The 25971-nt window shown below is 68.5% G+C and carries 19 protein-coding genes and 1 tRNA gene; 8 read left to right on the forward strand and 12 right to left on the reverse strand.

Going from position 1 to position 25971, the window contains the following annotated elements; all coding sequences use genetic code 11:
• Positions 1–279 precede the first annotated feature (279 nt).
• Both AB0I18_RS45340 and AB0I18_RS45345 read left to right on the forward strand, forming a co-directional pair.
• The gene (locus AB0I18_RS45340; RefSeq protein ID WP_363111662.1) at positions 280–1677 is read left to right on the forward strand and encodes a pyridoxal-dependent decarboxylase; all 1398 of its coding nucleotides are present in this window, start codon (positions 280–282) and stop codon (positions 1675–1677) included.
• Entirely contained in the window at positions 1674–3113 is a 1440-nt protein-coding gene (locus AB0I18_RS45345; protein ID WP_363111663.1) for a SidA/IucD/PvdA family monooxygenase, read from the forward strand. The genes AB0I18_RS45340 and AB0I18_RS45345 overlap by 4 nt, the downstream gene beginning before the upstream one ends.
• A 30-nt stretch (positions 3114–3143) precedes the next feature.
• Here the strand turns inward: AB0I18_RS45345 and AB0I18_RS45350 are convergent, their stop codons facing one another.
• Complete coding sequence (locus AB0I18_RS45350; RefSeq protein ID WP_363111664.1) at positions 3144–4958, reverse strand: 5'-nucleotidase C-terminal domain-containing protein; 1815 nt, start codon at positions 4956–4958, stop codon at positions 3144–3146.
• 152 nt (positions 4959–5110) lie between these two features.
• Between AB0I18_RS45350 and AB0I18_RS45355 the strand changes: the two genes are divergently transcribed.
• Positions 5111–5836 (forward strand): SIMPL domain-containing protein, encoded by a 726-nt coding sequence (locus AB0I18_RS45355; RefSeq protein ID WP_363111665.1) that lies wholly within the window; start codon positions 5111–5113, stop codon positions 5834–5836.
• A gap of 131 nt (positions 5837–5967) precedes the next feature.
• The gene (gene pyk, locus AB0I18_RS45360; RefSeq protein ID WP_363111666.1) at positions 5968–7404 is read left to right on the forward strand and encodes a pyruvate kinase; all 1437 of its coding nucleotides are present in this window, start codon (positions 5968–5970) and stop codon (positions 7402–7404) included.
• Between the two features lie 10 nt (positions 7405–7414).
• Here the strand turns inward: pyk and AB0I18_RS45365 are convergent, their stop codons facing one another.
• Both AB0I18_RS45365 and AB0I18_RS45370 read right to left on the reverse strand, forming a co-directional pair.
• The gene (locus AB0I18_RS45365) at positions 7415–8203 is read right to left on the reverse strand and encodes a helix-turn-helix domain-containing protein (RefSeq protein ID WP_363111667.1); all 789 of its coding nucleotides are present in this window, start codon (positions 8201–8203) and stop codon (positions 7415–7417) included.
• Positions 8204–8283: 80 nt separating this feature from the next.
• Positions 8284–8367: transfer RNA gene (locus tag AB0I18_RS45370), tRNA-Leu, on the reverse strand.
• 95 nt (positions 8368–8462) lie between these two features.
• On the opposite strand from AB0I18_RS45370, the gene AB0I18_RS45375 reads away from it, so the two are divergent.
• Positions 8463–9119 (forward strand): response regulator, encoded by a 657-nt coding sequence (locus AB0I18_RS45375; protein ID WP_363111668.1) that lies wholly within the window; start codon positions 8463–8465, stop codon positions 9117–9119.
• Positions 9120–9229: 110 nt separating this feature from the next.
• Here the strand turns inward: AB0I18_RS45375 and AB0I18_RS45380 are convergent, their stop codons facing one another.
• The 8 genes from AB0I18_RS45380 to AB0I18_RS45415 all read right to left on the reverse strand — a co-directional run bounded on the left by AB0I18_RS45380 (position 9230) and on the right by AB0I18_RS45415 (position 18845).
• Positions 9230–9946 carry an ABC transporter ATP-binding protein gene (locus AB0I18_RS45380; protein WP_363111669.1) on the reverse strand — a complete coding sequence of 239 codons (717 nt, stop codon included), beginning with the start codon at positions 9944–9946 and terminating at the stop codon, positions 9230–9232.
• Positions 9943–10818: an ABC transporter ATP-binding protein gene (locus AB0I18_RS45385; protein WP_363111679.1), complete on the reverse strand. Its 876-nt coding sequence runs from the start codon at positions 10816–10818 to the stop codon at positions 9943–9945. The genes AB0I18_RS45380 and AB0I18_RS45385 overlap by 4 nt, the downstream gene beginning before the upstream one ends.
• Positions 10819–10823: 5 nt before the next feature.
• Positions 10824–12629 carry a branched-chain amino acid ABC transporter permease gene (locus AB0I18_RS45390; RefSeq protein WP_363111670.1) on the reverse strand — a complete coding sequence of 602 codons (1806 nt, stop codon included), beginning with the start codon at positions 12627–12629 and terminating at the stop codon, positions 10824–10826.
• 5 nt (positions 12630–12634) lie between these two features.
• Positions 12635–13567 (reverse strand): branched-chain amino acid ABC transporter permease, encoded by a 933-nt coding sequence (locus tag AB0I18_RS45395; RefSeq protein WP_363111671.1) that lies wholly within the window; start codon positions 13565–13567, stop codon positions 12635–12637.
• Between the two features lie 132 nt (positions 13568–13699).
• Complete coding sequence (locus AB0I18_RS45400; protein WP_363111680.1) at positions 13700–14923, reverse strand: branched-chain amino acid ABC transporter substrate-binding protein; 1224 nt, start codon at positions 14921–14923, stop codon at positions 13700–13702.
• Between the two features lie 281 nt (positions 14924–15204).
• Complete coding sequence (locus AB0I18_RS45405; RefSeq protein WP_363111672.1) at positions 15205–15873, reverse strand: hypothetical protein; 669 nt, start codon at positions 15871–15873, stop codon at positions 15205–15207.
• Positions 15874–16004: 131 nt separating this feature from the next.
• Entirely contained in the window at positions 16005–16493 is a 489-nt protein-coding gene (locus AB0I18_RS45410) for a hotdog fold thioesterase (protein ID WP_363111673.1), read from the reverse strand.
• Between the two features lie 72 nt (positions 16494–16565).
• Positions 16566–18845 carry an FdhF/YdeP family oxidoreductase gene (locus AB0I18_RS45415; protein WP_363111674.1) on the reverse strand — a complete coding sequence of 760 codons (2280 nt, stop codon included), beginning with the start codon at positions 18843–18845 and terminating at the stop codon, positions 16566–16568.
• A 121-nt stretch (positions 18846–18966) separates the two neighbouring features.
• On the opposite strand from AB0I18_RS45415, the gene polA reads away from it, so the two are divergent.
• A complete protein-coding gene (gene polA, locus AB0I18_RS45420; protein WP_363111675.1) occupies positions 18967–21693 on the forward strand; it encodes a DNA polymerase I in 2727 nt (908 codons plus the stop codon).
• Positions 21694–22205: 512 nt separating this feature from the next.
• Positions 22206–23015: a serine hydrolase gene (locus tag AB0I18_RS45425; protein ID WP_363111676.1), complete on the forward strand. Its 810-nt coding sequence runs from the start codon at positions 22206–22208 to the stop codon at positions 23013–23015.
• Here the strand turns inward: AB0I18_RS45425 and AB0I18_RS45430 are convergent.
• A complete protein-coding gene (locus AB0I18_RS45430; RefSeq protein WP_363111677.1) occupies positions 22936–23802 on the reverse strand; it encodes a DUF4184 family protein in 867 nt (288 codons plus the stop codon). The two genes, AB0I18_RS45425 and AB0I18_RS45430, sit on opposite strands and share 80 nt — an antisense overlap.
• A gap of 290 nt (positions 23803–24092) precedes the next feature.
• Here AB0I18_RS45430 and AB0I18_RS45435 point away from each other — a divergent pair, with 290 nt between their 5' ends.
• The gene (locus tag AB0I18_RS45435) at positions 24093–25832 is read left to right on the forward strand and encodes a lytic transglycosylase domain-containing protein (protein WP_363111678.1); all 1740 of its coding nucleotides are present in this window, start codon (positions 24093–24095) and stop codon (positions 25830–25832) included.
• Positions 25833–25971 lie beyond the last annotated feature (139 nt).

Below are 25971 nucleotides of genomic sequence, written 5' to 3' on the forward strand. Positions count from 1 at the left end.
TCCTGCTACTCGCTTGTGTCGCTGGTGGCTGGTGGCTGGACCACCCCGCGCCCGGTTGGGGCGCGGGCTGTGACATTGTGCGGCTCCGCCGCGGGGCGCGCCCAGCCCCCACAAACCCGCACTTACACACAGGGCCTCAGCAAACCCGGCCCAACCCGCGGAGCGACCCGTGCCCACTTTCGGGTACCGATCGTTGGACTCTTCGGGCGCGTCATCCCAAACGCGTACAGGCTGGAAGCCCCCGCTGAAAACCCCGCCGCGCGCCCCCGGAGGACGTCCATGAGCCCGCTCGCCTCAGGCCCCCAAGGACCGGACACCCTGCGGCCGCTGCTCACCATCGTGCTCGACGCTCTCCGGGACGGCACCGCCGCACGCGGCGGACCACTCCCCGCCGGCGGCCCCGAAGCGGTCGCCGCCCGCATGCGCGCCGCCGCCGGCGACATCCTCCCCGAACACGGCGACGAAGACGCCCTGCGCAACCTCGTCCACGCCTTCGCGGCGGGCGCCGCCGATCCCGCCGACCCCCTGTGCACCGCCCACCTCCACTGCCCGCCCCTCGCCGTCGCCACCGCCGCCGACCTCGCCGCCTCCGCCCTCAACCCGTCCCTCGACTCCTGGGACCAGGCACCGGCCGCCTCAGAACTCGAAACACTCGTCACGGCCGCCCTCGCCGCAGAGGTCTACGCGGACACCGGCCGACCACACACGAACCGGACCCCGGCACAAGGCGACGCCCTCGTCACCACCGGCGGCACCGAATCCAACCAGCTCGCCCTCCTCCTCGCCCGCGAACTCCACGGCCGGGTCCAACTCGTCTGCGCGGCCGACGCGCACCACTCCCTCCGCCGCGCCACCTGGCTCCTCGGCCTCCCCGAACCCGTCACCGTGCCCGCCCCCACCGGCACCATGGACCCCACCGCCCTCGACGAAACCCTCACCCGACTACCCGGCCCACACAGCTCACTCCTGGTAGCCGCTACCGCAGGCACCACCGACGCCGGACTCATCGACCCACTCCCCGCCATCGCCGACCTCTGCGACACCCACGGCGCCCGCCTCCACATCGACGCCGCCTACGGCGGAGGCCTCCTCTTCAGCACCCACCACCGCCCCAAACTCGACGGCCTCGCCCGCGCCCACACCGTCACCCTCGACCTGCACAAACTCGGCTGGCAGCCCATCGCCGCAGGCCTCCTCGCCGTACAGGACAAACACGACCTCGCAGCCCTCGCCCACCGCGCCGACTACCTCAACGCCGACGACGACACCGAAGCCGGCCTCCCCGACCTCCTCGGCCGCTCCCTGCGCACCACCCGACGCCCCGACACCCTCAAGATCGCCGTCACCCTCAAAACCCTCGGCCGCACCGGACTCGGCGCACTCGTCGACCAAGTCTGCTCCCACGCAACCGAGTTCGCCGAGCTCATCCACGAGCACCCCCGCTTCGAGCTTTACGCCCCACCCATCATCAGCACCGTCCTCTTCCGGCCCACGAACGCCACCGACACCGCCGTGGCCGCCGTACGCCGAACACTCCTCACCCAAGGCCGCGCCGTCCTCGGCCGCGCCCGCCTCGACAACCGCCTCTGGCTCAAAGCCACCCTGCTCAACCCGCACACCGGACCCGGCGACCTCGCCGCGCTCCTGAAACTGGTGGAAGGACACACCCCCCGATGAGTTCGCAGCCACCCCCCACGCCCGCCACACCGCCCCACCACCAGCCCGAAGCACCCCGCGACCTCGTCGGCATCGGCATCGGCCCCTTCAACCTCTCCCTCGCCGCCCTCGCCCACCCCCTCACTGAACTCGACACCGTCTTCTACGAACAGGCCCCCGCCTTCGACTGGCACCCAGGACTCCTCATCGAAGGCGCCACCCTCCAAGTCCCGTTCCTCGCCGACCTCGTCACCCTCGCCGACCCCGCCAGCCCCTGGTCCTTCCTCAACTACCTCAAAGCCCGCGACCGCCTCTTCCCCTTCTACTTCGCCGAGCGCTTCCACATCCACCGCGCCGAATACGCCGCCTACTGCCGCTGGGCCAGCGAAAACATCCCCGGACTCCACTTCGGCCACCAGGTCGACGCCGTCCGCTGGAACCCCGAACGCGACCTCTTCGAAGTCGACTTCACCCAACTCGACACCGACGGCGAAGCCGAAGCCCTCGGCCGCACCTACACCAAGAACATCGTCCTCGGCATCGGCACCACCCCCTACATCCCCGAACCCCTCCGCCCCCTCGTCGAAGCCCCCGGCGTGCCCGTCATCCACGCCGCCGACTACCTCGAACACCGCGAAAAGTTCCTCACCGCCGACCACATCACCGTCATCGGCTCAGGACAGTCCGGCGCCGAAGTCTTCCTCGACCTCCTCAGACACCGCCCCGCAGGACACGAAAAAATCCACTGGCTCGCCCGCACCGAAGCCTTCGCACCCATGGAGTACTCGAAACTCGGACTCGAACACTTCACCCCCGACTACACCCGCTACTTCCACGCCCTGCCCGAACCCGTACGCGACCGGCTCGTCCCCGCCCAATGGCAACTCCACAAAGGCATCGACGCCGACACCATCGCCGCCATCCACGACGAGCTCTACCGCCGCACCCTCCACGGCGGCTGGCCCGACACCGTCCTCACCCCCGGAGTCCACGTACGCACCGCAGGCCGCGTCGCCACCACCAAAGTCGAACTCCACCTCGAACACATCCAGCAAGGCAGCCGCTCCCGCATCACCACAGACGCCGTCATCCTCGCCACCGGCTACCGCGAACGCCCCCTCGGCCAACTCCTCGCCGGACTCGACCCCTACATGCGCCGCGACGCCTCCGAACGCCCCAGAATCGACGATCAGTACCGACTCGTCCTCGACCCCTCCGTCACCGGAGCCGTCCACGTCCAGAACGCCGAACGACACACCCACGGCATCGGCACCCCCGACCTCGGCCTCGCAGCCTGGCGCAGCGCCACCATCCTCAACACCCTCACCGGGAAAAACCCCTACCCACTGCCCAGCCGAACCGCCTTCACCACCTTCGGCCTCGACCAGCCGCCACCCCACATCCCCAACGCCAGACAACGACAGGCCCAGGTCCTCACCCCCCTCGTGGAGAGCTGAGCACCCAGGCCTGCCGAGTAATCGTTGGACCTACGCGAACACGGGCACCCCGTCACGCGTCAGCTTCCAGTCCACCGAAGCGAACTCCTTCGGATCCAGCACACCCTTCTCCGTCGCCCACTCCGCGATCCGCGTACGGATCTCCGTCGACTCCGCCCACAACTCCTGCGCGGACGCCACATGCGGGAACGCACCGCCGCCATTGGCCCGGTAGTTGTTCACCGCGAGCACGAACCGCTGGGCGTCGTCCAGCGCCGCACCGTTGTACGAGAGGTTCTTGATCCGCGAACCCGCCGCCTGCGCGATGTCGATGTCGTACGTCAGCCCCGACACGTAGTCGTAGTTGTAGTCGGGGCGGTTACCCGCATTCGTCAGCTTCGCCGGATCGACCGCCGCACCCGCCGCCGTCTGCACGAAATACTCCGCCGAATACTCCAGATACGCCCGCAACTGCGCACCCGTCATCAACTTCGCCACCAACGTGTTGTCGAACACATACAGACCCGACAGATCCCGGATCGTCACATCCCCCGCCGGAATCTCCGACGTCCGCGAGAACGGCGACGCCTGCGCGATCACCGGCAACGACGCATACTCCGTCCCCACCAGCGCCGCCCTGACCACATCCTCCTGAACCCTCGTGATCAGGTCGATGATCGGAGCGTCCTTGTACCGCGCCTCCACCGTCGTCAACGTCTCCGTCGCCGTACCCACCACCTGGTTCACGTACGCCACGACCACGTCGTGCTCGTCCTTCAGCAACTTGGTGATCTTCGGGTCATCGGCGACCGCATTCGAGTTGAGTACCGACGCCGCCACCGACTCGACCGACCACCGGCCCTTCTCGAAAACCAACTCGAAGTCGAACAACGACAACCGCTCCGCATAAGCCAACGGCTCCGACAACACGACCGTCTTCCCGGACTTCTCGTTCGTCACCTTCAGCTCGGGAATCTCCACATGCGCATGCCCGACCAGAATCGCGTCGATACCCGGCACCTGCTGCGCCACCAACCCCGCCGAATTCTCCACATACGGCAACTGATCACCGTACGAAGAAGTCCCCGACGAACCACTGTGCGCCGACACCACCACCACGTCCGCACCCATAGACCGCAGCTTCGGCACCCACTTCGCCGCCTGCTCCTCCAGACCCGGGAACGTCAGCTTGCCCTGCACATAAGCCTTGTCCCAGATCGCGATACCCGGATTGGTGAGACCCAGCACGGCCACCTTCACCGGCGGGGCGCCCGGCACATGGAACTTCTTCATGAAGTACGGAGGAAACGCCGGCTTCAACGTCTTCGCATCCAGCGCATTCGCACCCAGCAGCGGGAAATCACACTGCTCCTCGAACTTCCGCAGCGTCTCGATGCCGTAGTTGAACTCGTGATTGCCCAGCGCCACAGCGTCATACCCGATCGCGTTCATCGCCTGCGCCATCGGATGCACCGGACCACCCTCGGCGGTGATCGGGTCCACCTTCGCGTAGTAGTACGTCAGCGGCGTGCCCTGGATCGTGTCACCGGCGTCGATGAGGAGCGTGTTACAGCGCCCCCGCTCCTTGCGGAGCTTGCTCACCAGCGTCGAGATCCGCGCCAGCCCCTGCGCATTGCCCGCCGCGTCCTTGTACTCCGCATCCTTGAAGTAGTCCCAGTTGAAGACATGACCATGCAGATCGGTCGTCCCCATCACCGTCAGCGAATACCGCTTGGCCTTCCTGCCGGCCTTCACCACCGCAGCCTCCGCCGCCTGAGCACTCGGCGCCGCTGCCGCACCGGCCAGCGCGACCCCGGCACCGGTCACAGCGGACTTCTTCAGAAACTTCCGGCGGTTCAGCGGCATGTCTGGTCACTCCTAGGGGAAAGGTCAACAACACGCGAAGATGACGCGCGTAGATTCTGACCCGGGCATGACGCACGACAACAGCCCCCACAGGTTTCGATCTGGTGACCAGCGGGTCCCGCAAACAGGTCACCGGTGACAGAGTGGGACGTATGGCCTCCCCAGCAGAGGAACACCCACCCGCAGTCCCCTACGGCACACCCAACGCCCCACGCATCGCCGTCCGCGGCGAAGCCCACCTCGAAGTCGACGCCGAAATCGCCCGCATCGGCATCACCGTCAGCGCCCGCGGCACCGACCGCCGAGACGCCCTCACCGACCTGACCCGCCGCAACGCCACCGCCTTAGACCTCGTCAAGACATACGGCGACGCAGTCGAAAAACTCGAAACAGGCGCCTTCTCCATCACCCCCCAACTCACCAAACGCGGCCGCGGCGAACGCATCCGCGCCTACCACGGCCGCGTCCACATCACCGCCGAACTCACCGACTTCACAGCACTCGGCGAACTCACCACCCGACTCGCAGACCTCGACCTCACCCACGTCGACGGACCCTGGTGGGCCCTGCGCCCCGACTCACCCGCCCACCGCCAAGCCCGCCAACAAGCAGTACACGAAGCAGTCCAACGAGCCCGCGAATACGCCGAAGCCCTCGGCACCACCCTCGCCGCCCTCGTCGAACTCGCCGACATCGGTGCCGAGAACGCCCAGCCCTACGGCAACGCCCACCCCGGCGCCGCCATGATGCGCACCATGGCCTTCGAGGAGCAGGACGGCGCCACCGGCGAAGCCCCGCCCCTCGACCTCGAACCCCAACGACAACACGTATACGCCCAGGTCAACGCCCGATTCACGATGGCGCCGCCGGAGCTCTAAAACAAATCCCCGTGCTCATCGGAGCACCCGGGCGCACAATTCAACACTTGTCAATAAGCTTTCACTCAAAGGTTGTTGAGTAGTCATGCACAACCAATTACCTACCCACCGGTAAGGCCTACGCTCGAAACATGCGCCGAGCAAAAATCGTCTGCACACTGGGCCCCGCCACCCACACGTACGACCAGATCAAAGCCCTGGTCGACGCCGGAATGGACGTAGCCCGCTTCAACCTCAGCCACGGCAGCCATGCCGACCACGAGGAGCGCTACCAACACGTACGAAAGGCCTCCGACGAAACCGGCCACAGCGTCGGAATCCTCGCCGACCTTCAAGGCCCGAAGATCCGACTCGGCCGCTTCACCGAAGGCCCCGTACTCCTTGAACGCGGAGACACCTTCACCATCACCGTCGAACCAGGCACCCAAGGCGACCGCCACGCCTGCGGCACCACCTACGACGGACTCGCCACCGACGTCACCCCCGGCGAACGCATCCTCGTCGACGACGGCAAAGTCACCCTCGAAGTCACCTCAGTCGACGGACCCCGCGTCCACACCACCGTCGTCGAAGGCGGCATGGTCTCCGACAACAAAGGCCTCAACCTCCCCGGCGTCGCCGTCTCCGTCCCCGCCCTCTCCGACAAGGACGAAGCAGACCTCCGCTGGGCCCTGCGCACCGGATGCGACGTCATCGCCCTCTCCTTCGTCCGCAGCGGACGCGACATCGACGACGTCCACCGCATCATGAAGGAGGAGGGTCGCTACCTCCCCGTCATCGCCAAGGTCGAAAAGCCGCAAGCCGTCGACAACATCGACGACATCGTCGCCGCCTTCGACGGCATCATGGTCGCCCGAGGCGACCTCGGCGTGGAAATGCCGCTGGAACAGGTCCCGATCGTCCAGAAGCGCACCATCAAACTCGCCAAGCGCAACGCCAAGCCCGTCATCGTCGCCACGCAGATGCTCGACTCGATGATCGACAACTCCCGCCCCACGAGGGCGGAGGCGAGCGATGTGGCGAACGCGGTGATTGACGGCACGGACGCGGTGATGCTGTCCGGCGAGACGAGCGTCGGCAAGTACCCCATCGAAACGGTCAAGACGATGGCCCGCATCGTCGAAGCGGCCGAGGAGGACATCCTCGCGAAGGGGCTCCCGCCACTGACCGACCGCAACAAGCCCCGCACGCAGGGCGGTGCGGTCGCCCGAGCGGCGGCCGAGATGGGCGACTTCCTGGGCGCCAAGTTCCTGGTCGCCTTCACGCAGTCGGGAGACACGGTCCGCCGTCTGTCGCGGTATAGGTCGCCGATCCCTCTGCTGGCCTTCACCCCGGACCCGGCAACCCGCTCGCAACTGAACCTCACCTGGGGCGTGGAGACCTTCCTCGGCCCTCGCGTCGACTCCACCGACGCGATGGTTGACCAGGTCGACGAGCTCCTCTTGAAGTACGGCCGCTGCCAGAAGGGCGACATCGTCGTCATCACGGCCGGCTCGCCGCCCGGGGTCTCCGGCTCTACGAACCTGGTACGGGTCCATCACATCGGCGAGGACGACGCGCCCAAGTAGGGGCGGGGAGTTAGTACTTGGGGCCCACGTGGGTGTCCATCAAGGCGACGGAGGCCTTCTTGGCGACGGAGATGTTGTACGCGTTGCCGTGGCGGGTGCAGTGGGTCCAGCCGATGCCTAGCTTGTCGAGGGTGTCGGTGTAGAGCTGACGGATGTCGTCGGAGACGTTGGTGAAGAAGTACCGGGGGTATTCGTAGCGCTTGCGTTCACCGGCGACGAGGCGGGTGGTCCAGTTGGTGATGCGGCACCCGTCGGAGTGGATGAGCCCCCGGATGAACTCCCACGGGTGGGCATCGATGATTTTCTGCTGCCAGGATTCGAGGGCGATTCGGCGATCGTGCTTCTTGCCGGGCCCGTGCTGCGGGAACAGGCAGTGCAGGTGCTTCGAGTAGACCTTCACGTTGCGGCAGCCCGTCCTGCGGACGCGGCAGACGGAGTTGTCGGGGAAGACCGCGCGCATGGCTTGCTCGCAGTCGTCCATGAGTCCGGGCCAGGATTCGGCACACGTAATCATGAGGTTGGGCACCCGGTGCGCTGAGTAGTGGCTGATGTGGCCGTCTCCCAGATAGAGGCCAAGGAGATAGCTGTACGCCGCTTCGTCGAGCTCTCGTCCGTCGCACCGGGGGCATCTTGGGTCGTGCTTCCCTGGACACTCGCCACGTTTCGCGCGGTCCATGTGCTTCCAGTAGCTGACCGTTCCGGACGGGACATTGAATCGCCGGGCCACGTCCGCGTTCCTTGCGCCACCGCGCAGGAGTGTGAGCGCCTTCTGTCGCACCTCAGTGCCATGGAAGTTCATGCGGCCACTCTGTGTTACTGATCGCGACCGTGTGCAGCAAAAAGCGGATGTTCACGAGAACGTGAGCATCCGTTTAGAGGTGCCGGGTACGGGATTCGAACCCGTATGTCCTTTCGGACAGATGTGTTTGAGACATCCGCGTAAGCCGATTCCGCCAACCCGGCTGGGCACTCCGAGAGTGTACCGGGTCACCGTACTCAGCTGCAGCTAGGTAGGCTCTGGAACAGCAGCACTGCCCGGCCCGTAACGAGGAGCCCCCGTGACCGCCCCCGAGTCGCCCCAGCCCGTAGACGCGCCCGACGACGACAAGTCGCACGTGCCTCCGCTGACGACCCGTGTCGTCATCGCCGAGGACGAGGCGTTGATCCGTCTCGATCTCAAGGAGATGCTCGAAGAGGAGGGGTACTCCGTCGTAGGTGAGGCGGGAGACGGTGAGGAAGCCGTCGAGCTCGCCCGGGAGCATCGCCCGGATCTGGTCATCCTCGATGTGAAGATGCCGAAGATGGACGGGATCTCGGCGGCGGAGAAGATCGCCGCGGAGTCGATCGCGCCGGTTCTGATGCTGACCGCCTTCTCGCAGCGCGACTTGGTCGAGCGGGCGAGGGACGCCGGTGCGATGGCGTATCTGGTGAAGCCGTTCAGTAAGAGTGATGTGGTTCCGGCGATCGAGATGGCCGTGTCCCGGTTCACGGAGTTGAAGGCGCTGGAGAAGGAGATCGAGGATCTCACGCAGCGTCTGGAGACCCGGAAGCTGGTGGACCGTGCGAAGTCGGTGTTGCAGACGGAGTACGGCCTGTCGGAGCCGGCCGCGTTCCGGTGGATTCAGAAGACGTCGATGGACCGGCGTATGTCGATGCAGCAGGTGGCCGAGGCGGTCATTCTGGACGCCGAGGAGAAGAAGGCCGCGAAGGACTGAGTAGCGGCGACGAGAGTACGTACGTACACGTAACGGCTGAGGCCCGCATCCCCGTGACAGGGGGTGCGGGCCTCAGCCGTATACGGACGGGCGGGGCCGGTAGCCGGTGGCTAGTCCTCGCCGAGGTACGCCTTGCGTACCGACTCGTCGTGCAGGAGGTCCTGGCCCGTGCCGGAGAGCACGATGTTGCCGATCTCCATGACGTGGCCGTGGTCGGCCAGGGAGAGGGCGGCCTGGGCGTTCTGTTCGACGAGGAGGATCGTCGTGCCCTGGGACTTGAGTTCGACGATGGTGGCCATGATCTTCTGCATCATGATCGGTGAGAGGCCCATGGAGGGTTCGTCGAGCATGAGGAGTTTGGGCTGGGACATGAGGGCCCGGCCCATGGCGAGCATCTGCTGTTCGCCGCCGGACAGGGTTCCGGCGGCCTGTTTCCTGCGTTCCCCGAGGATGGGGAAGAGGTCGTAGGCGCGCTGGATGTCCTTTTCGATGCCTGCTTTGTCGGTGCGGAGGAACGCGCCGAGGTGGAGGTTTTCGGCGATGGTCAGGCGGGGGAAGATGTGCCGGCCTTCGGGGGAGTGTGCGAGTCCGAGGGCGACGATCTTGTGGGCGGGGATGCCCGCCAGTGGTTTGCCGTCGAAGAGGATGGTGCCGGAGGTGGGCTTGAGCAGGCCGGAGAGGGTGCGCAGCGTGGTCGTCTTGCCGGCGCCGTTGGTGCCGATGAGGGTGACGACCTGGCCTGCTTCGACGCTGAAGGAGATGCCCTTGACGGCTTCGATCTTGCCGTAGGCGACCTTGAGGTCTTCGACCTCGAGCAGTGCGGTCACTGGGTTTCTCCTCGCGTACCGGTGGTGCTGTCCTTCGGGGCCGCGTCTGCCACGGCCCCCGCCTCCGCGGCCTCTACTTCGGCGACTTCGGCGGCTCCGGGTTCGCCTTCGAAGGGGGTGCCGAGGTAGGCGGCGATGACGCGTTCGTCGGCCTGGACTACTTCGGAGGTGCCTTCGACGAGTTTTTCGCCCTGGACGAGGACGGCGACGCGGTCGGAGAGGTTGAAGACGAAGCGCATGTCGTGCTCGATGAGGAGGACGGCGACGCCCTTGTCGCGGATGGCGAAGACGAGTTCTTCGGTCGCGCGGGTTTCCTGGGGGTTCATGCCGGCTGTGGGCTCGTCGAGGAGGAGCAGGCCGGGTTCGCTCGCCAGGGCTCGGGCGATTTCCAGCTTGCGCTGTTCGCCGTAGGGGAGGTTGCGGGCGAGGTGGTCGCGCTTGTGGGCGAGGCCGATGAACTCGAGGAGTTCCATGGAGCGTTCTTCGGAGGCCTTTTCGGCTTTTTTGAAGCCGGGTCCGCGCAGGAGGGCGGACCAGAGGCCTTCTTTGGTGCGGGTGTGGCGGCCGACGAGGACGTTTTCCAGGACGGTCATGTTGGCGAAGAGCCGGATGTTCTGGAATGTGCGGGCGATGCCTGCCTGGGTGACCAGGTGGGGTTTCGGCGGGAGGACGGTGCCCTTGTAGGAGACCTTGCCTTCGGTCGGCACGTAGAGGCCGGTGAGGCAGTTGAAGAAGGTGGTTTTGCCGGCGCCGTTGGGTCCGATGAGGCCGACGATTTCGCCGGCGTTGACGGTGAAGTCGACGGAGCGGACGGCGGTGAGGCCGCCGAAGCGCATGGTGACTTCGCGGGCTTCGAGTACTGGTGTCGTCATGTCGTTCACGCCCCCGCCTTGGTGACGGCCGGTTTGTCGGTCAACGTCGTGGTGTCCGGTACGTCGAGTTGGCCGGTCTCGTGGAATTCGAGCTGGCGGCGGCGGTTGGCGATGATGCCTTCCGGCCGGAAGCGCATGAGGAGCACGAGGGCGATGCCGAAGGCGAGCAGCGACTTGTCCTGGAGGAAGACGAGCTTCTCCGGGAGCAGGTAGAGCAGGGCTGCGCCGAGGATGGGTCCGGCGACGGTGCCCATGCCGCCGAGGACGACCGCGGCCAGGAGGAACGCGGAGTTGGGCGGCGTGGATCCGGCGAACTGGTAGGGGTTCGGGACGACGCTGTAGGTGACGTGTGCGCTGACCGTGCCTGCGAGGCCCGCGAGGGCTGCGCCGAGGGCGAAGGCGACGAGTTTGACTCGGAAGCCGTTGATGCCCATGGCGGTGGCGGCGGTCTCGTCCTCGCGGATGGCGATCCAGGAGCGGCCGATGCGGGAGTCGGAGGCGCGGGTGTAGACGAGGACGACGATGGCCATGACGAGGACCATCAGGAGGTAGTAGTTGGCGAATCGGCCGAGGGTGATGCCGAGGATGTCGTGGGAATCGCCGAAGTTGTAGCCGAAGAACTCGAGGTCCGGGATGGCGGGGATGCCGTTGGGACCGTTGGTGATGTCGGGTCCGGAGCTGCCGTCCATGTTGTTGACGGCGATGCGGAAGATTTCTCCGAAGCCGAGGGTGACGATGGCGAGGTAGTCGCCGCGCAGTCGCAGGGTGGGGGCGCCGATGAGGACGCCGAAGAGGAGTGATGCGGCGGCGCCGGCGAGGGCGGCGGCCCAGAAGGGGAACTGGACGCCGGAGAAGCGGGAGAACTCGGAGCCGGAGACGAGGGCGGCGGTGTAGGCGCCGACGCCGAGGAAGGCGACGTATCCGAGGTCGAGGAGTCCGGCGAGGCCGACGACGATGTTGAGGCCGAGGGCGACGGTCCCGAAGATCAGGATGTTGACGCCGATGTTGGCGTAGTGGTCGTCGGTCTGGGTGAAGGGGAAGATGATCGCGGCGGCGAAGCCCATGGCGAGGGTGAAGCTGCGGTTGGCGGCGACGAGCGCGGAGAAGCGGTCGATCAGGCCCGCGGTGTGCAGCGCCCAGAGGGCGAAGACCAGCGTGATGAGGTAGCCGACGAACGTCTGGCCCTCTTCGGAGGGGATGTCTATGCCGTAGGTGAAGACGGCGAGTCCGGTGAGGACGACGACGGTGATGATGAGCCGTTGGACCCAGCCGGAGAGGGGCTTTGCGGCGGGGATGCGGTCGGCTTTGGCGATGTACGCCTTGAGGGTTTCCTTGGCGGTGGCGGCGGTGTCGCGGTCCTGGGGGAGGGCGAAGGCGCCGAGTACCGGCAGGAGGGAGGCGACGGCGGCGACGTATGCGCCTGGTTCGAGGTTCGCGAGGCCGCCGAGTTCGACGGTGATGGCGATGACGGTGAACCAGGTGGTGCCGAAGGCGCCGAGGGCGGCGAGGACGACGGGGGCGTTGTTGCCGGCCGGTGTCATCGTGCGCAGGGCGGGGACGCCGTAGCCGGCGAGGGCGAAGGCGGTGAGGAGGATGGCTGCGGCGAGGGTGATCCACTGCAGTCCGCCGGGGTAGCCGTAGACGGTGAGGTCGCCGGGGAATTCGGCGGTCCAGGTCCAGGCCATGAAGGTGGAGGCGATGGTGGCGACGGCGCCGATGAGCAGGAGGGCTCGGGCGGCGGCGAGCGGCAGGGTGATGAGGCCGCGGGAGGTGGTCTTCACGGGCGTCTCGGGGGTTTTGGTGTCGGTCATGTCTCTCACGCCCTGTCCGCGACGCGTTCGCCGAGTAGGCCTTGTGGCCTGAATAGGAGGACGAGGATGAGGAGGACGAAGGCCCAGACGTTGGCCCAGACCTGGCCGCCGAGTTGTTCCATGCCGGGGATGTCGCTGATGTAGGCGGTGGCCATGGCTTCGGCGATGCCGAGGACGAGGCCGCCGAGCATGGCGCCGTAGATGTTGCCGATGCCGCCGAGGACGGCGGCGGTGAAGGCCTTGAGTCCGGCGAGGAAGCCCATGCGGTATTCGACGTGGCCGTATTTGAAGCCGTAGGCGACCGCGGCGACGGCGGCGAAGAAGCCGCCGATGGCGAAGGCGATCACGATGATGCGGTTGGTGTCGATGCCCATGAGCTGCGCGGTGTCCGGGTCCTGCGCGGTGGCCTGCATGGCGCGGCCGGTGCGGCTGGTGCGGACGAAGAAGGCGAGGGCGGCCATGCAGAGGGGGGCGGCGATGAGGAGGAAGATGTCGCCTCCCTGGATGGTGATGGAGCCGAGGTCGTAGGAGCCGTCGCCGAGGCTCGGGAAGACGCGGTTCTTGTCGGCGCCGGGGTAGAAGTTGCGGACGACCTCTTGGAGTGCGAGGGAGAGGCCGATGGCGGTGATGAGGGGCGCTAGTCGTGGTGCTCCGCGTAGGGGTCGGTAGGCGAATCTTTCCGCGCCGACGGCTACGAGGACGGCGACGATGGCGCCGCCGATGAGCATGAGGGGCAGGGCGACCCACATGGTGGTGCCGTCCGGGAGGATGTAGAAGTAGACGGTGAGGGCGCCGAAGCCTCCCATCATGAAGATCTCGCCGTGGGCGAAGTTGATGAGCTGGACGATGCCGTACACCATCGTGTAGCCGATGGCGATGAGCCCGTACATCGAGCCGAGAAGCAGCCCGTTGGCCAGCTGCTGCGGCAGGGTGTTCACCGCGTGGCCTCCATGTCGCTGGTGGTCGTGTGCACTGGTTTTAGTGCAGGGGGATGTGGGGTGTGAGAACGGGCCGCGCGGTTGGGGTCCTCCTTCCGCGCGGCCCGTGGTGCGGTGCTGTGGGGTGGGGGGTCAGCCGGCGTTGTACGTGCCGGTCTTCACAGCCTTCCACTCGCCCTTGGTGACCTGGTACACGGTGAGCTGCTTGTTGGTCGTGTCGCCGTACTCGTCGAAGGAGACCTTGCCGGTGATGCCCTCGAAGTCGGACTTGCCGACCTCTTCGACGACCGTGGAGCGGAGGTCGTTCATGTCGGAGGGCAGCTTGTCGTCGTTGGCTTCCTTGGCGGCCTTGACGGCGTTGATGATCGCGGTGGCGGCGTCGTAGGAGTAGCCGCCGTAGGTCTGGTAGTCGCCCTTGTACTTCTTGGCCTTGTACTGGTCGATGAAGGCCTTGGCGGCGGGGAGCGTCTCGACGGGGACGCCGACGGAGGTGACGAGGTCGCCTTCGGCGGCTGCGCCGGCGGTCTCGATGTAGGTGGGGGTGAACATGCCGTCGCCGCCGAAGAGCGGGATCTTGGCGCCGGCTTCCTTGAGCTGCTTGGTGATCAGCTGGGACTCGTCGTACTGGCCGCCGTAGTAGAGCAGGTCGGCCTTGGAGTTCTTGATCTTGGTGACGAGGGCGCCGAAGTCCTTGTCGCCGGTGTTGACGTGGTCGGTGCCGGCGACCTTGCCGCCGAGCTCCTTGAACTGCGCCTGGAAGATGTTCGCGAGGCCGGCGCCGTACGTCTGCTTGTCGTCGACGACGAAGACGTTCTTCTTCTTGAGGCCGTTGTAGGCGTAGTCGGCCGCGAAGCCGCCCTGGAGGGCGTCGGTGGTGGCGGTGCGGAAGTACGTCTTGTAGGGACGCTTCTTCGTGGTCTGCCAGTTCTTGCCCTGGGTGAGCTCGGGGTTGGTGTTCGAGGGGGAGATCTGGGCCATGTCGGCGGAGGCGAAGACCTGCTGCATGGTCTGGGCGACGCCGGAGTTCAGCGGGCCGACGGCGCCGACGACGGTCTTGTCGCCGACGAGGGCCGTGGCGTTCTGCTGGCCGGTGGCGGGCTGGGCCTTGTCGTCGAGGGCCTTGACCTTGAACTTCACGCCGGGTACGAGGTTTTTCTTGTTGGCGTCGTCGACGGCGATCTGGACGCCGTACTGGATGCCGAGGCCGGTGGCCGAGTTCTCGCCGGTGAGCGGGGCGTCGACGCCGATGGTCAGGGTGGTGGTGTCCGTGTCGCCGCCACTGCTGTCGTCGTCACGGGAGCCGCATGCGGTGAGGGTCAGAGCTCCGGTGGTGAGAATGGAGGTGAGAATCACCATAGAACGCTGTCGCACAATCAGTCCTTTCCGCAGGCATGGCCGCCCCTGTGGGGCACGGCGTATGCCGAGGTACCGAACTCCCGGTGGAGCGGTGACTGGGCGTGACTCTAAGCCCGGCGCGTAGGTAGGAGCATCGTCCGAGGCTGGCTTGTGACTTTCTTGTTATGACGTGTCGGACGAGGTTCTTCCGGGAAGGGGGTCTCGGATGGTTTGGCGGAATTTCCGCAACGTCCACATTTTGAGAATCCGCACTTCCGGTTGCGCGTAGGTGGGGATGGGTGTCAGGCGGTGTCACAGGCGGTTCTGAGTAGTCGGGAAAGGTCTCGGGAGTAGGCGCCGCCGAAGATGAAACTGTGGTGTTGTATTGCGCGCGCGTTACGCAGCGTTACGTCGAGGAAAGGCAGGCTCGCGTGGAGCGGCAGGCCTGAGCAGTCGGTGACCGATATGCGGACGGTGATCCGGTGTGTTGTCCCGGCGGCCACGGTGACGGGTGTGTCGGGTGTGGTGTGGGCGTGGAGTCCGGGGTAGGCGGCGCTCGTCACGTCGAGGGTGACGGGGGGTCCGCGGCGTACGGAGACCGCGAAGCGGAAGGAGCGGCTCGCGGTGCCGGGGGTCGCGGCGTCCGCAGGGCCCGCGTAGGCGAACGCGGTGACGTTGGCGGGGAAAGGTGTCGGCGGCGTGTCGTCGGGCGGCGGGGCGGGCAGTGGGGCGGGCGGGACGGGGAGCATCAGGACGGCGGTCGCGATCGCGCCGGCGGTGGCCGCGGCGAGGGCGGCTTTTCGGGTGTGGGGCGGGAGTGCGGCCCAGCGGTCGGACAGGCGTGGCGGGGTGTCGCCGATGATGTCGCCGGTCTCGTGACCTTGTTCCGTGCGGGTCCGGTTGTTCGACGGGCCGGTCGGGTCGGTGAAGTCGGCGGAGTCGGTGGGTTCGACGGGTCCGGTGCCGCTCATGGCCGGGGCCTCATGGAGAAACGGTAGGCGGGCCGGGCGGGCCCGGGAAGGTGTTGCCGCTTCCCGGGGGCGGGTGGGCCGGTCGGCCGGGGCGCCTGTTGTGCAGGCGCCCCAGGGGGTGGCTGCGGCTGTCAGCCGGCCGCGCTCACCCGCTGCTCGTCGCTGGGGTTCACGTCGCGCAGCAGGCAGGTGAGGCGGGCGCTGCATACGCGCTTGCCGTCCTCGTCGCTGATGACGATCTCGTACGTGGCGGTGGTGCGGCCGCGGTGGAGGGGGGTGGCGACGCCGGTGACGAGGCCGGAGCGGGCGCCGCGGTGGTGGGTGCAGTTGAGGTCGACGCCGACGGCGATCTTGGTGCTGCCGCCGTGCAGCATGGCGCCGACGGAGCCGAGGGTTTCGGCGAGGACGGCGGAGGCGCCGCCGTGGAGGAGTCCGTAGGGCTGGGTGTTGCCCTCGACGGGCATGGTGCCCACGACGCGGTCCGCGGAGGCCTCGGTGATCTGGACGCCCATGCGGGTGCCGAGGTGGCCGGCGGAGAACATGGCGATGACGTCCACGCCGAGTGCCGTGTACTCGTCGATGACCTCTTGCGGGAACGTCACGTGGTGCTGCTCGCCCATGGGGCCGGCTCCTTCGTCGTCGATCGTGCTCGGCGCTGCCGGTCAGCCGGCCTCAGCTGCCTAAGCGAACGCTCAGTTGGCTGTCGATTGTTCCAGACGGACGACGACGGACTTGCTGGCGGGCGTGTTACTGGTGTCGGCGGTGGCGTCGAGGGGGACCAGGACGTTCGTTTCCGGGTAGTAGGCGGCCGCGCAGCCGCGGGCCGTGGGGTAGTGCACGACGCGGAATCCGGCGGCGCGACGCTCCACGCCGTCCTTCCACTCGCTGACCAGGTCGGTGTACGAGCCGTCGGCGAGGCCGAGCTCGCGGGCGTCCTCGGGGTTGACGAGGACGACCCGGCGGCCGTTCTTGATGCCCCGGTAGCGGTCGTCCAGGCCGTAGATCGTGGTGTTGTACTGGTCGTGCGAGCGCAGGGTCTGGAGCAGCAGGCGGCCGGCGGGGAGCTTCGGGTACTCGACGGGTGCGGCGGTGAAGTTGGCCTTGCCGGTGGCGGTGGGGAAGCGGCGCTCGTCGCGGGGGGCGTGCGGGAGGGCGAAGCCGTTGGGATCGGCTACGCGCGCGTTGAAGTCCTCGAAGCCCGGGACGACCTTCGCGATGCGGTCGCGAATCGTCGCGTAGTCCTTCTCGAACTCCTCCCAGGGCGTCCTGCTGCTCTCACCGAGGACGCGGCGGGCGAGGCGGCACACGATGGCGGTCTCGGACAGCAGGTGCTCGCTCGCGGGCTCCAGGCGGCCGCGTGAGGCGTGCACCATGCCCATGGAGTCCTCGACCGTCACGGACTGCTCGCCGCTGCCCTGGAGGTCCCGCTCAGTGCGTCCCAGGGTCGGCAGGATCAGGGCACGCGCGCCCGTGACGGCGTGCGAGCGGTTGAGCTTCGTCGACACGTGCACGGTGAGGCGGGCGCGGCGCATGGCCGCTTCGGTGACGTCGGTGTCGGGGGAGGCGGACACGAAGTTGCCGCCCATCGCGAAGAAGACCTTGGCCTTGTCGTCGCGCATGGCGCGGATGGCCCGTACGACGTCGTAGCCGTGTTCGCGGGGCGGGGCGAAGCCGAACTCCTTCTCCAGGGCGTCCAGGAAGGCGGGTGCGGGGCGCTCGAAGATGCCCATGGTGCGGTCGCCCTGCACGTTCGAGTGACCGCGCACGGGGCAGACGCCCGCGCCCGGGCGGCCGATGTTGCCGCGCAGCAGCAGGAAGTTGACGACCTCGCGGATGGTCGGCACGGAGTGCTTGTGCTGGGTGAGGCCCATGGCCCAGCACACGATGGTGCGCTTGGAAGCGAGGACCATGCGGAGGGCTTCGTCGATCTGCGCGCGCGTGAGGCCGGTCGCGGTGAGGGTCTCGTCCCAGTCGGCGGCGCGGGCGGCGGCCGCGAACTCCTCGTAGCCGTGGGTGTGTTCGCCGACGAACTCCTCGTCGACCGCACCTTCCGTGTCCAGGATGAGCTTGTTCAGGAGGCGGAAGAGGGCCTGGTCGCCGCCGATGCGGATCTGCAGGAACAGGTCGGTGAGGGCGGCGCCCTTGAACATGCCCTGGGGGGTCTGCGGGTTCTTGAAGCGCTCCATGCCCGCTTCGGGGAGCGGGTTCACGGTGATGATCTTCGCGCCGTTGGTCTTCGCCTTCTCCAGGGCGGAGAGCATGCGCGGGTGGTTGGTGCCCGGGTTCTGTCCGGCGACGACGATCAGGTCCGCCTTGTAGAGGTCCTCCAGGAGGACGCTGCCCTTGCCGACGCCGATGGTCTCGCCCAGCGCGGAACCGGACGACTCGTGGCACATGTTGGAGCAGTCCGGCAGGTTGTTCGTGCCGAACTCGCGGGCGAACAGCTGGTACAGGAACGCCGCTTCGTTGCTGGTGCGGCCCGAGGTGTAGAAGAGCGCCTCGTTCGGGGAGCCGAGTCCGGTGAGCTCCTCGGCGATGATGTCGAAGGCACGCTCCCAGGGCACGGGTTCGTAGCGGTCGGCGCCCTCCGCGAGGTACATGGGGTGGGTGAGGCGGCCCTGCTGGCCCAGCCAGTAGCCGCTGCGGGTCGCGAGGTCGGCGACGGTGTGCGCGGCGAAGAAGTCCGGCGTCACGCGGCGCAGGGTGGCCTCCTCGGCGACCGCCTTCGCGCCGTTCTCACAGAACTCCGCCGCGTGCCGGTGCTCCGGCTCGGGCCAGGCGCAGCCCGGGCAGTCGAAGCCGTCCTTCTGGTTGACGCGCAGCAGGGTCAGTGCCGTGCGCTTCACGCCCATCTGCTGCTGGGCGATGCGCAGGGTGTGCCCGATGGCGGGCAGTCCGGCGGCGGCGTGCTTCGGCCCGGCGACCTGCGGCGCGTCCTGAACCGGATCACTGTGGGGCGGCTTGCCGGCCATCTCGGCCTCCTCTTCGAACACGTGTGAGGTACGTCTTCGATCCTCCCACGTGGTGGTGACAACGATCCTGTCAGGGCCGGGGCGGGCCGCGTTGTCAGTGGCACGTGGCAGGATCGGGGTTGTGGCAGATTCAGCATCGAAGAAGACCGAGACGACCTCCGGCGGCGGGCGCCCGCGGCTGATGCTCATGGACGGGCATTCGCTGGCGTACCGAGCGTTCTTCGCGCTGCCCGCGGAGAACTTCACGACGGCGACGGGGCAGCCGACGAACGCGATCTACGGCTTCGCGTCGATGCTCGCCAACACCCTGCGCGACGAGGCGCCCACGCACTTCGCGGTGGCGTTCGACGTGTCGCGCAAGACGTGGCGCTCGGAGGAGTTCCCGGAGTACAAGGCGAACCGCTCCAAGACACCGGACGAGTTCAAGGGCCAGGTCGAGCTGATCGGCGAGCTCCTCGACGCGATGCACGCCGACCGGTTCGCGGTCGACGGCTTCGAGGCCGACGACATCATCGCCACGCTCGCCACGCAGGCCGAGGCGGCCGGCTTCGAGGTGCTGATCGTCACCGGCGACCGCGACTCCTTCCAGTTGGTCAGCGAGCACACGACCGTGCTGTATCCGACGAAGGGCGTCTCCGAGCTGACGCGCTTCACTCCGGAGAAGGTCTTCGAGAAGTACGGGTTGACGCCCGCGCAGTACCCCGACTTCGCGGCCCTGCGCGGCGACCCGTCCGACAACCTGCCGGGCATCCCCGGTGTCGGCGAGAAGACCGCGGCGAAGTGGATCAACCAGTTCGGGTCGTTCGCGGAGCTGGTCGAGCGCGCCGAGGAGGTCAAGGGCAAGGCGGGGCAGAGCTTCCGTGACCACCTGGAGGCCGTGCAGCTCAACCGTCGCCTCACGGCGATGGTCTGCGACGTCGAGCTGCCGAAGCCGGTCACCGAGCTGGAGCGCGCTCCGTACGACCGCACGGCCGTCGCGATGGTCCTGGACACCCTGGAGATCCGTAACCCGTCGCTGCGCGAGCGGCTGCTGGCCGTCGACCCCGGGGCCGAGGAGGTCGACGCGGGGCCGCCGGCCGCCGCGGGCGTGGCCGTGGACGGCACGGTGCTCGGCTCGGGCGAGCTGAAGCCATGGCTCGACGAGCACGGCGGGACGGTCCTCGGCGTCGCCACGGTCGACACCTGGGCCCTCGGCACGGGTTCGGTGGCCGAGGTCGCGCTCGCCGCGGCCGATGGGGCGGCCGCCTGGTTCGACCCGTCGCAGCTGGACGAGACGGACGAGAACGCGTTCGCGGCCTGGCTCGCCGACCCGGAGAAGCCCAAGGTGCTGCACAACGCCAAGGGCGTCATGCGGGTCGTCGCCGAGCACGGCTGGAGCGTCGCGGGCATCTCCATGGACACCGCGCTCGCCGCCTACCTGGTCAAGCCCGGGCGCCGCTCCTTCGACCTGGACGCGCTGTCCCTGGAGTACCTCGGCCGGGAGCTGGCACCGGCCGCCGCGGCCGACGGGCAGCTCGCCTTCGGCGCCGACGAGGGCGCCGAGGCCGACGCGTTGATGGTGCAGGCCCGCGCGATCCTCGACCTCGGCGAGGCGTTCGGGGAGCGGCTGGCGGAGGTCGGCGCGGCCGACCTGCTGCGCGACATGGAGCTGCCGACGTCGACGCTGCTCGCCCGCCTGGAGCGGCACGGCATCGCCGCGGACAAGCCGCACCTGGAAGCCATGGAGCAGATGTTCGCGGGCGCCGTGCAGCAGGCCGTGAAGGAGGCGCACGCGGCGGCGGGGCACGAGTTCAACCTCGGCTCGCCCAAGCAGCTCCAGGAAGTCCTCTTCGGTGAACTGGGCCTGCCCAAGACGAAGAAGACGAAGACCGGCTACACGACCGACGCGGACGCGCTGGCCTGGCTGGCCGCCCAGACCGACAACGAACTGCCGGTCATCATGCTCCGCCACCGCGAGCAGGCGAAGCTGCGCGTCACCGTCGAGGGCCTGATCAAGACGATCGCCGCGGACGGCCGCATCCACACCACCTTCAACCAGACGGTCGCGGCCACCGGCCGCCTCTCGTCCACGGACCCGAACCTCCAGAACATCCCGGTCCGTACGGACGAGGGCCGCGCGATCCGCCGCGGCTTCGTGGTCGGCGAGGGCTTCGAGTCCCTCATGACCGCCGACTACAGCCAGATCGAACTGCGCGTGATGGCCCACCTCTCCGAGGACGAGGGACTCCTGGAGGCGTTCACCTCCGGCGAGGACCTGCACACCACCGTCGCCTCGCAGGTCTTCTCCGTGGAGCGGGACGCGGTCGACGCGGAGATGCGCCGCAAGATCAAGGCGATGTCGTACGGGCTGGCCTACGGCCTGTCCGCCTTCGGCCTGGCCCAGCAGCTGAACATCGACCCGGGTGAGGCCCGTGTGCTGATGGACACCTACTTCGAGCGCTTCGGAGGCGTACGGGACTATCTGCGCCGCGCGGTCGAGGAGGCGCGGGCGACGGGCTACACGGCGACGCTCTTCGGGCGCCGCCGCTACCTCCCCGACCTCAACAGCGACAACCGCCAGCGCCGCGAGGCCGCCGAGCGCATGGCTCTGAACGCGCCGATCCAGGGCACGGCGGCGGACATCGTCAAGATCGCCATGCTGAACGTGGACCGGGCGCTGCGGGAAGCCGAGCTCCAGTCCCGCATGCTTCTCCAGGTCCACGACGAAATCGTCCTGGAGATCGCTCCCGGCGAACGCGCCAGGACCGAGGAACTCGTCCGCCACGAAATGGCGAACGCGGTACACCTCCGGGCACCCCTGGACGTATCGGTCGGCTCGGGCGCGGACTGGGAGTCGGCAGCGCACTAGGCGCTCCGCGGGACGCGCGGTACTGATCCTGCGGGCCGTCCGTGGCCGGCCGCGCAGTTCCCCGCGCCTCTGCGGGGGCGCTTCCTCCCCGGGCCCGCCCTCCAGGGGCGGGCCCGGGGAGCAGCCAAGGTGAGCACCGCCTCCACCCACTCGCGAGACCAACCCACACTGCCACCCCCGCACAAGCCCCCGCCCAACCCCCGGAGGGCCCGTCACTCGCGTGGCCCCCGCGAAGACGCCCCCGGCCGGACTCGCCGCAAGGATGCGGGCATGGGTCCTCACATACGGCAAATACGGCACGTACGGCGCTGCCGCGCGGCTCTGGTCGCGGCCCTCGCGTCGGCTCTCCTCGCGCCCGCCCCCGCCGTCTCGGCCGGCGCCGCGACTCCCAGATCCCGGCCGGCACCACGATCAGGCGCATCCCGCCGGACACCATCGAACGCACCCCCTCCGACGCCCCCGCAGACCCCGTCACCTGTCACGCTCCCCACGACCCCGACCTCGCCAACCGGATGGCCCAGGACATCCAGTCGGCGCTGTCGTCACGAGGCGGCAGCGTCTCCGTGGCGGTGCACGACGACTCCGGCCTGACCTGCGCGTCCGCCAGCGAGCGGCAGTACGACTCGGCGAGCATCGCCAAGGTGCTGATCATGGAGGGGCTGCTCCGGCGGGCCGAGGAGCTGGGCCGCGGACTCACCGACCGGGAAACGGCTGACGTACGGCCCATGATCGTCAGCTCGGACAATGGTGCCGCCCGGCGCCTGTGGACCGACCTGGGCCACAGCTACCTCAACGGCTTCCTCGCCCACGTCCGCACCCGGGCCACGATCCTGGGCCCCGGCGGCTACTGGGGCCTGACCCGCACCACGGCCGCCGACCAGATGGCACTGCTGGACGTCCTGACGAACGCCCGCTCCTTCCTCCGCACCCGCGCGTACGGACTGAAACTGCTCAGCGAGGTCCGCGCCGACCAGCGCTGGGGCGTCCCCGCGGGCATGCCGCGCGGCCTGAAGGCGCACGTCAAGAACGGCTGGCTGCCCCGGTCCACCCACGGCTGGCGCGTGCACAGCATCGGCGCCTTCACGGGCGAAGACCGCAGCACGTACCGGATCGTCGTCCTGTCCCACGACAACCCCACGAAGGCGTACGGCGTCCGCACCATCGAGCGGATAGCCCAGGCCGTGCACCGCGGCCTCAATCAGGGCCGCGGCAGCGGGCGTGGCCTCACCCCGCGGAGCACGGTCAGCGAGGAGTCGGACGGCTCGGCTCCGTACGAGCCGCTGCCCGGCTGGGACGAACCGGAGCAGGACGCCACACCCTGACGGCCACGGCGTACGCCGTCAGACCGACCGCCAGTCCGGCCCCAGCCCCGAAGCACACGGTGGGGATCAGCTCCAAGGGTTTCGCGTCGGCTCCCCGGTACGCCCACCAGCGAGCCGCCCGCTGCACCGCCGCCACCAGCGCGCAGCCACCGATCACGATCCAGGCGAGCCACCGGTCCCGTACGGACAGGACGGGCACTCCCAAAGACGCCCCTTCGGGTTCCGACGTCGGCAGCCGCCGCAGTGCGACCACCACGAAGGCCGCGATCACCACCGCTGCCACCGCCGAACCGCCGTACTGCAGGTACCAGTACAGCGGTGAGCCCGCGATCTCCCGCCCCAGGACGGGGAAGACGCGCATGCCCCACCGGTCCAGATGCGTGAACGCATCCAACACGACATGCGTCAGCGCACCGAGCACCGCGGAGACGTACCACCACAGGGCCAGCAACGGCCGGAAACGGGCCCGCGGCGAACCGCAGTGCAGCAAGGCCCCGATCCGGCCCTGCCTGCCCCGCGGCAGCAGCGCCACCAGCGGCTCGCGCAGCACCAGCCAAGCACCCACGAGCGCCCAGGCGACGAGGACGTCGACCGTCAGCACACCGGTGAACGAGTGCGTGAACTCGCCGAACTCCATCGCCGCCGGCAGCACACTCGCCGCGTAATAGGTCATGTCGGGCGCGAACGAACCGGCGACGAGTACGGCCGGGACCAGCCGGCCGCGTCCGGTTCCGTCGGTGCGCAAAGCCGGCAGGACGGCCGCGGCATGGCTGAGGGTGAACGGCAACTGGGCTCCCCGCGAACGGCGTTGGCGGAACCGGACCGCCCCCTGCGATTCCTTCGGTTCCCGCGTTTTCTTGATCGGTGACGCCCAGTATGCGGGAGGCACCCCGCATGACCGAGGGCTGTCCGGGCAGGAGAAACGGGATATGGCCAACCGGTGAAAAACGGGCACGAACAGGTGTCTGCGCGGCGGAAGTTGTCGTAGGGTCGCCTGGGTCGCCGTACTGGGGAGTGCGGCCGGACAACAGGAAACGCGCACAGCGCGGGCGATCGTCCACGGGAGGGGTTCACGCAATGACGGCGCAATTCGGCAGGCGGGTCGTCAAGGGGGCGGCAACCACCGCGGTGGCCGCGGTCGCGGTCGCGGCCTTGTCCGCGTCCCAGGCTCCGGGCGTGACCGACACCTCGCAGGGCAGACAGAACACCGGTTCCCAGCCCTCGCCCGATGTGCCCGCAGGTGACAGCGCGACCGGCAACTCGCCGTACTACACGGACCTTCCGCCGCTCAACAGCCCCACCGCGACCCCCAGTACCGGCACCGGCACCGACGGCCCTGTCGTCACGGGAGACGCCGAGGCGGGCATACCCGCGACCATCCTCGACGCCTACAAGAAGGCCGAGGCGGCGCTCGGCTCGTCCAAGCCCGGCTGCAACCTGCCCTGGCAACTTCTCGCGGCCATCGGCAAGGTCGAGTCGGGCCAGGCCCGCGGCGGGCGTGTCAACGCCAACGGCACCACGCTCACCCCGATCCTCGGCCCGGTCCTCAACGGCAACGGCTTCGCGCGGATCACCGACACCGACGGCGGCGCGTACGACGGGGACACCACCCACGACCGTGCTGTGGGCCCCATGCAGTTCATCCCCTCCACCTGGGCGTGGTCGGGCCGCGACGGCAACGACGACGGCAAGAAGGACCCCAACAACATCTACGACGCGGCTCTCGCGGCCGGCCACTACCTGTGCCGGTTCAACTGGGACCTGTCCGACCGGGCCGACCTCAGGCGCGCGATCCTCAGCTACAACAACTCGACGGAGTACCTGAACACGGTCCTGTCGTGGCTGGAGTTCTACCGCAAGGGCACCCACGAGGTGCCGGACGGGACGGGCACGCTGCCGTCCGGGCGCAGCGACGGCAGCAACGGGTCCAGCGGCTCCAACGGGTCCGGCACCGGCACGTCGCCGACTCCGACGCCGCCCGGTACGCAGACGCCCAGCCCGCCGGCGAAGGGCGGCGACGGCTCGACGAGCCCCACCCCGCCCTCGTCGTCTCCGCCCGGCAAGCCCAGTACGCCCAGCCCGCCGCCGTCGAGCACGCCTCCGACGACCCCGGCCCCCACGCCCACCGAGACGGTGGACCACCTGGAGGACGCGGGCACCGCCAAACTCACCGCGACCGCGGGCGACGCCTTCGCCGAGAAGATCGCCACCCGCACCGAGACCAAGGCGGGCAAGGCCGTCGCGAAGGTCCGGGTCCGGTTCACGATCGTCGGCACCACGGACGCCGCCTTCACCGGCGGCGAGAGTGTGGCCACGGCCCTCACCAACAGCTCCGGCGTGGCCACCGCGCCGGCGCTCGTGGCAGGCGAGAAGACCGGCGACTTCACGGTCCGCGCCACCGTCGTCGGCCGTGCCGTGGCCGGCCTCGACTACACGGCGACGGTCACCGCCCGCCGGGCCGACGCCCTCGCGCGCACCAGCGACACCGCGCTGACCTGCGTGCCGGGCGGCGAGTTCGCGAACCCGGTCGAGGTGAAGGCCACCTACAACGGCGCCGCCGCGGACGGAGTCGCGGCCACGGCCACCCTCGTCAAGTCGGCGGCCGACGCGACCGAGAACGACAAGGGCCCCTACTTCAAGGACGCCGACGGCAAGACCGTACGCACCCTCGCGGGCCTCAAGACGGACGCGAACGGCCTGCTGAAGCTGCCGAAGCTGTACGCGGACGACACGGCCGGCACGTTCCTGCTGCGCATCACCACGACCGGGGGCGCGACGCTGACGGTCGAACTGAAGGTGGCCGCGGCCGCAGCCTGACCTCGCACCTTCGGATTCGCTGGTTCCGCACACAGAGGGCGGGGGGGGTGGGGGGCGCCCGGACACGGGCGCCCCCCGCGGGGGGGGGCTGGGGGGGTATATTGACCCCCGCGGGTAGCGGGGCCGCCGCGAGCAGTTT

Origin of the sequence: Streptomyces sp. NPDC050704, from assembly GCF_040654355.1 — a bacterium.
In the GTDB taxonomy this organism is placed as follows: domain Bacteria; phylum Actinomycetota; class Actinomycetes; order Streptomycetales; family Streptomycetaceae; genus Streptomyces.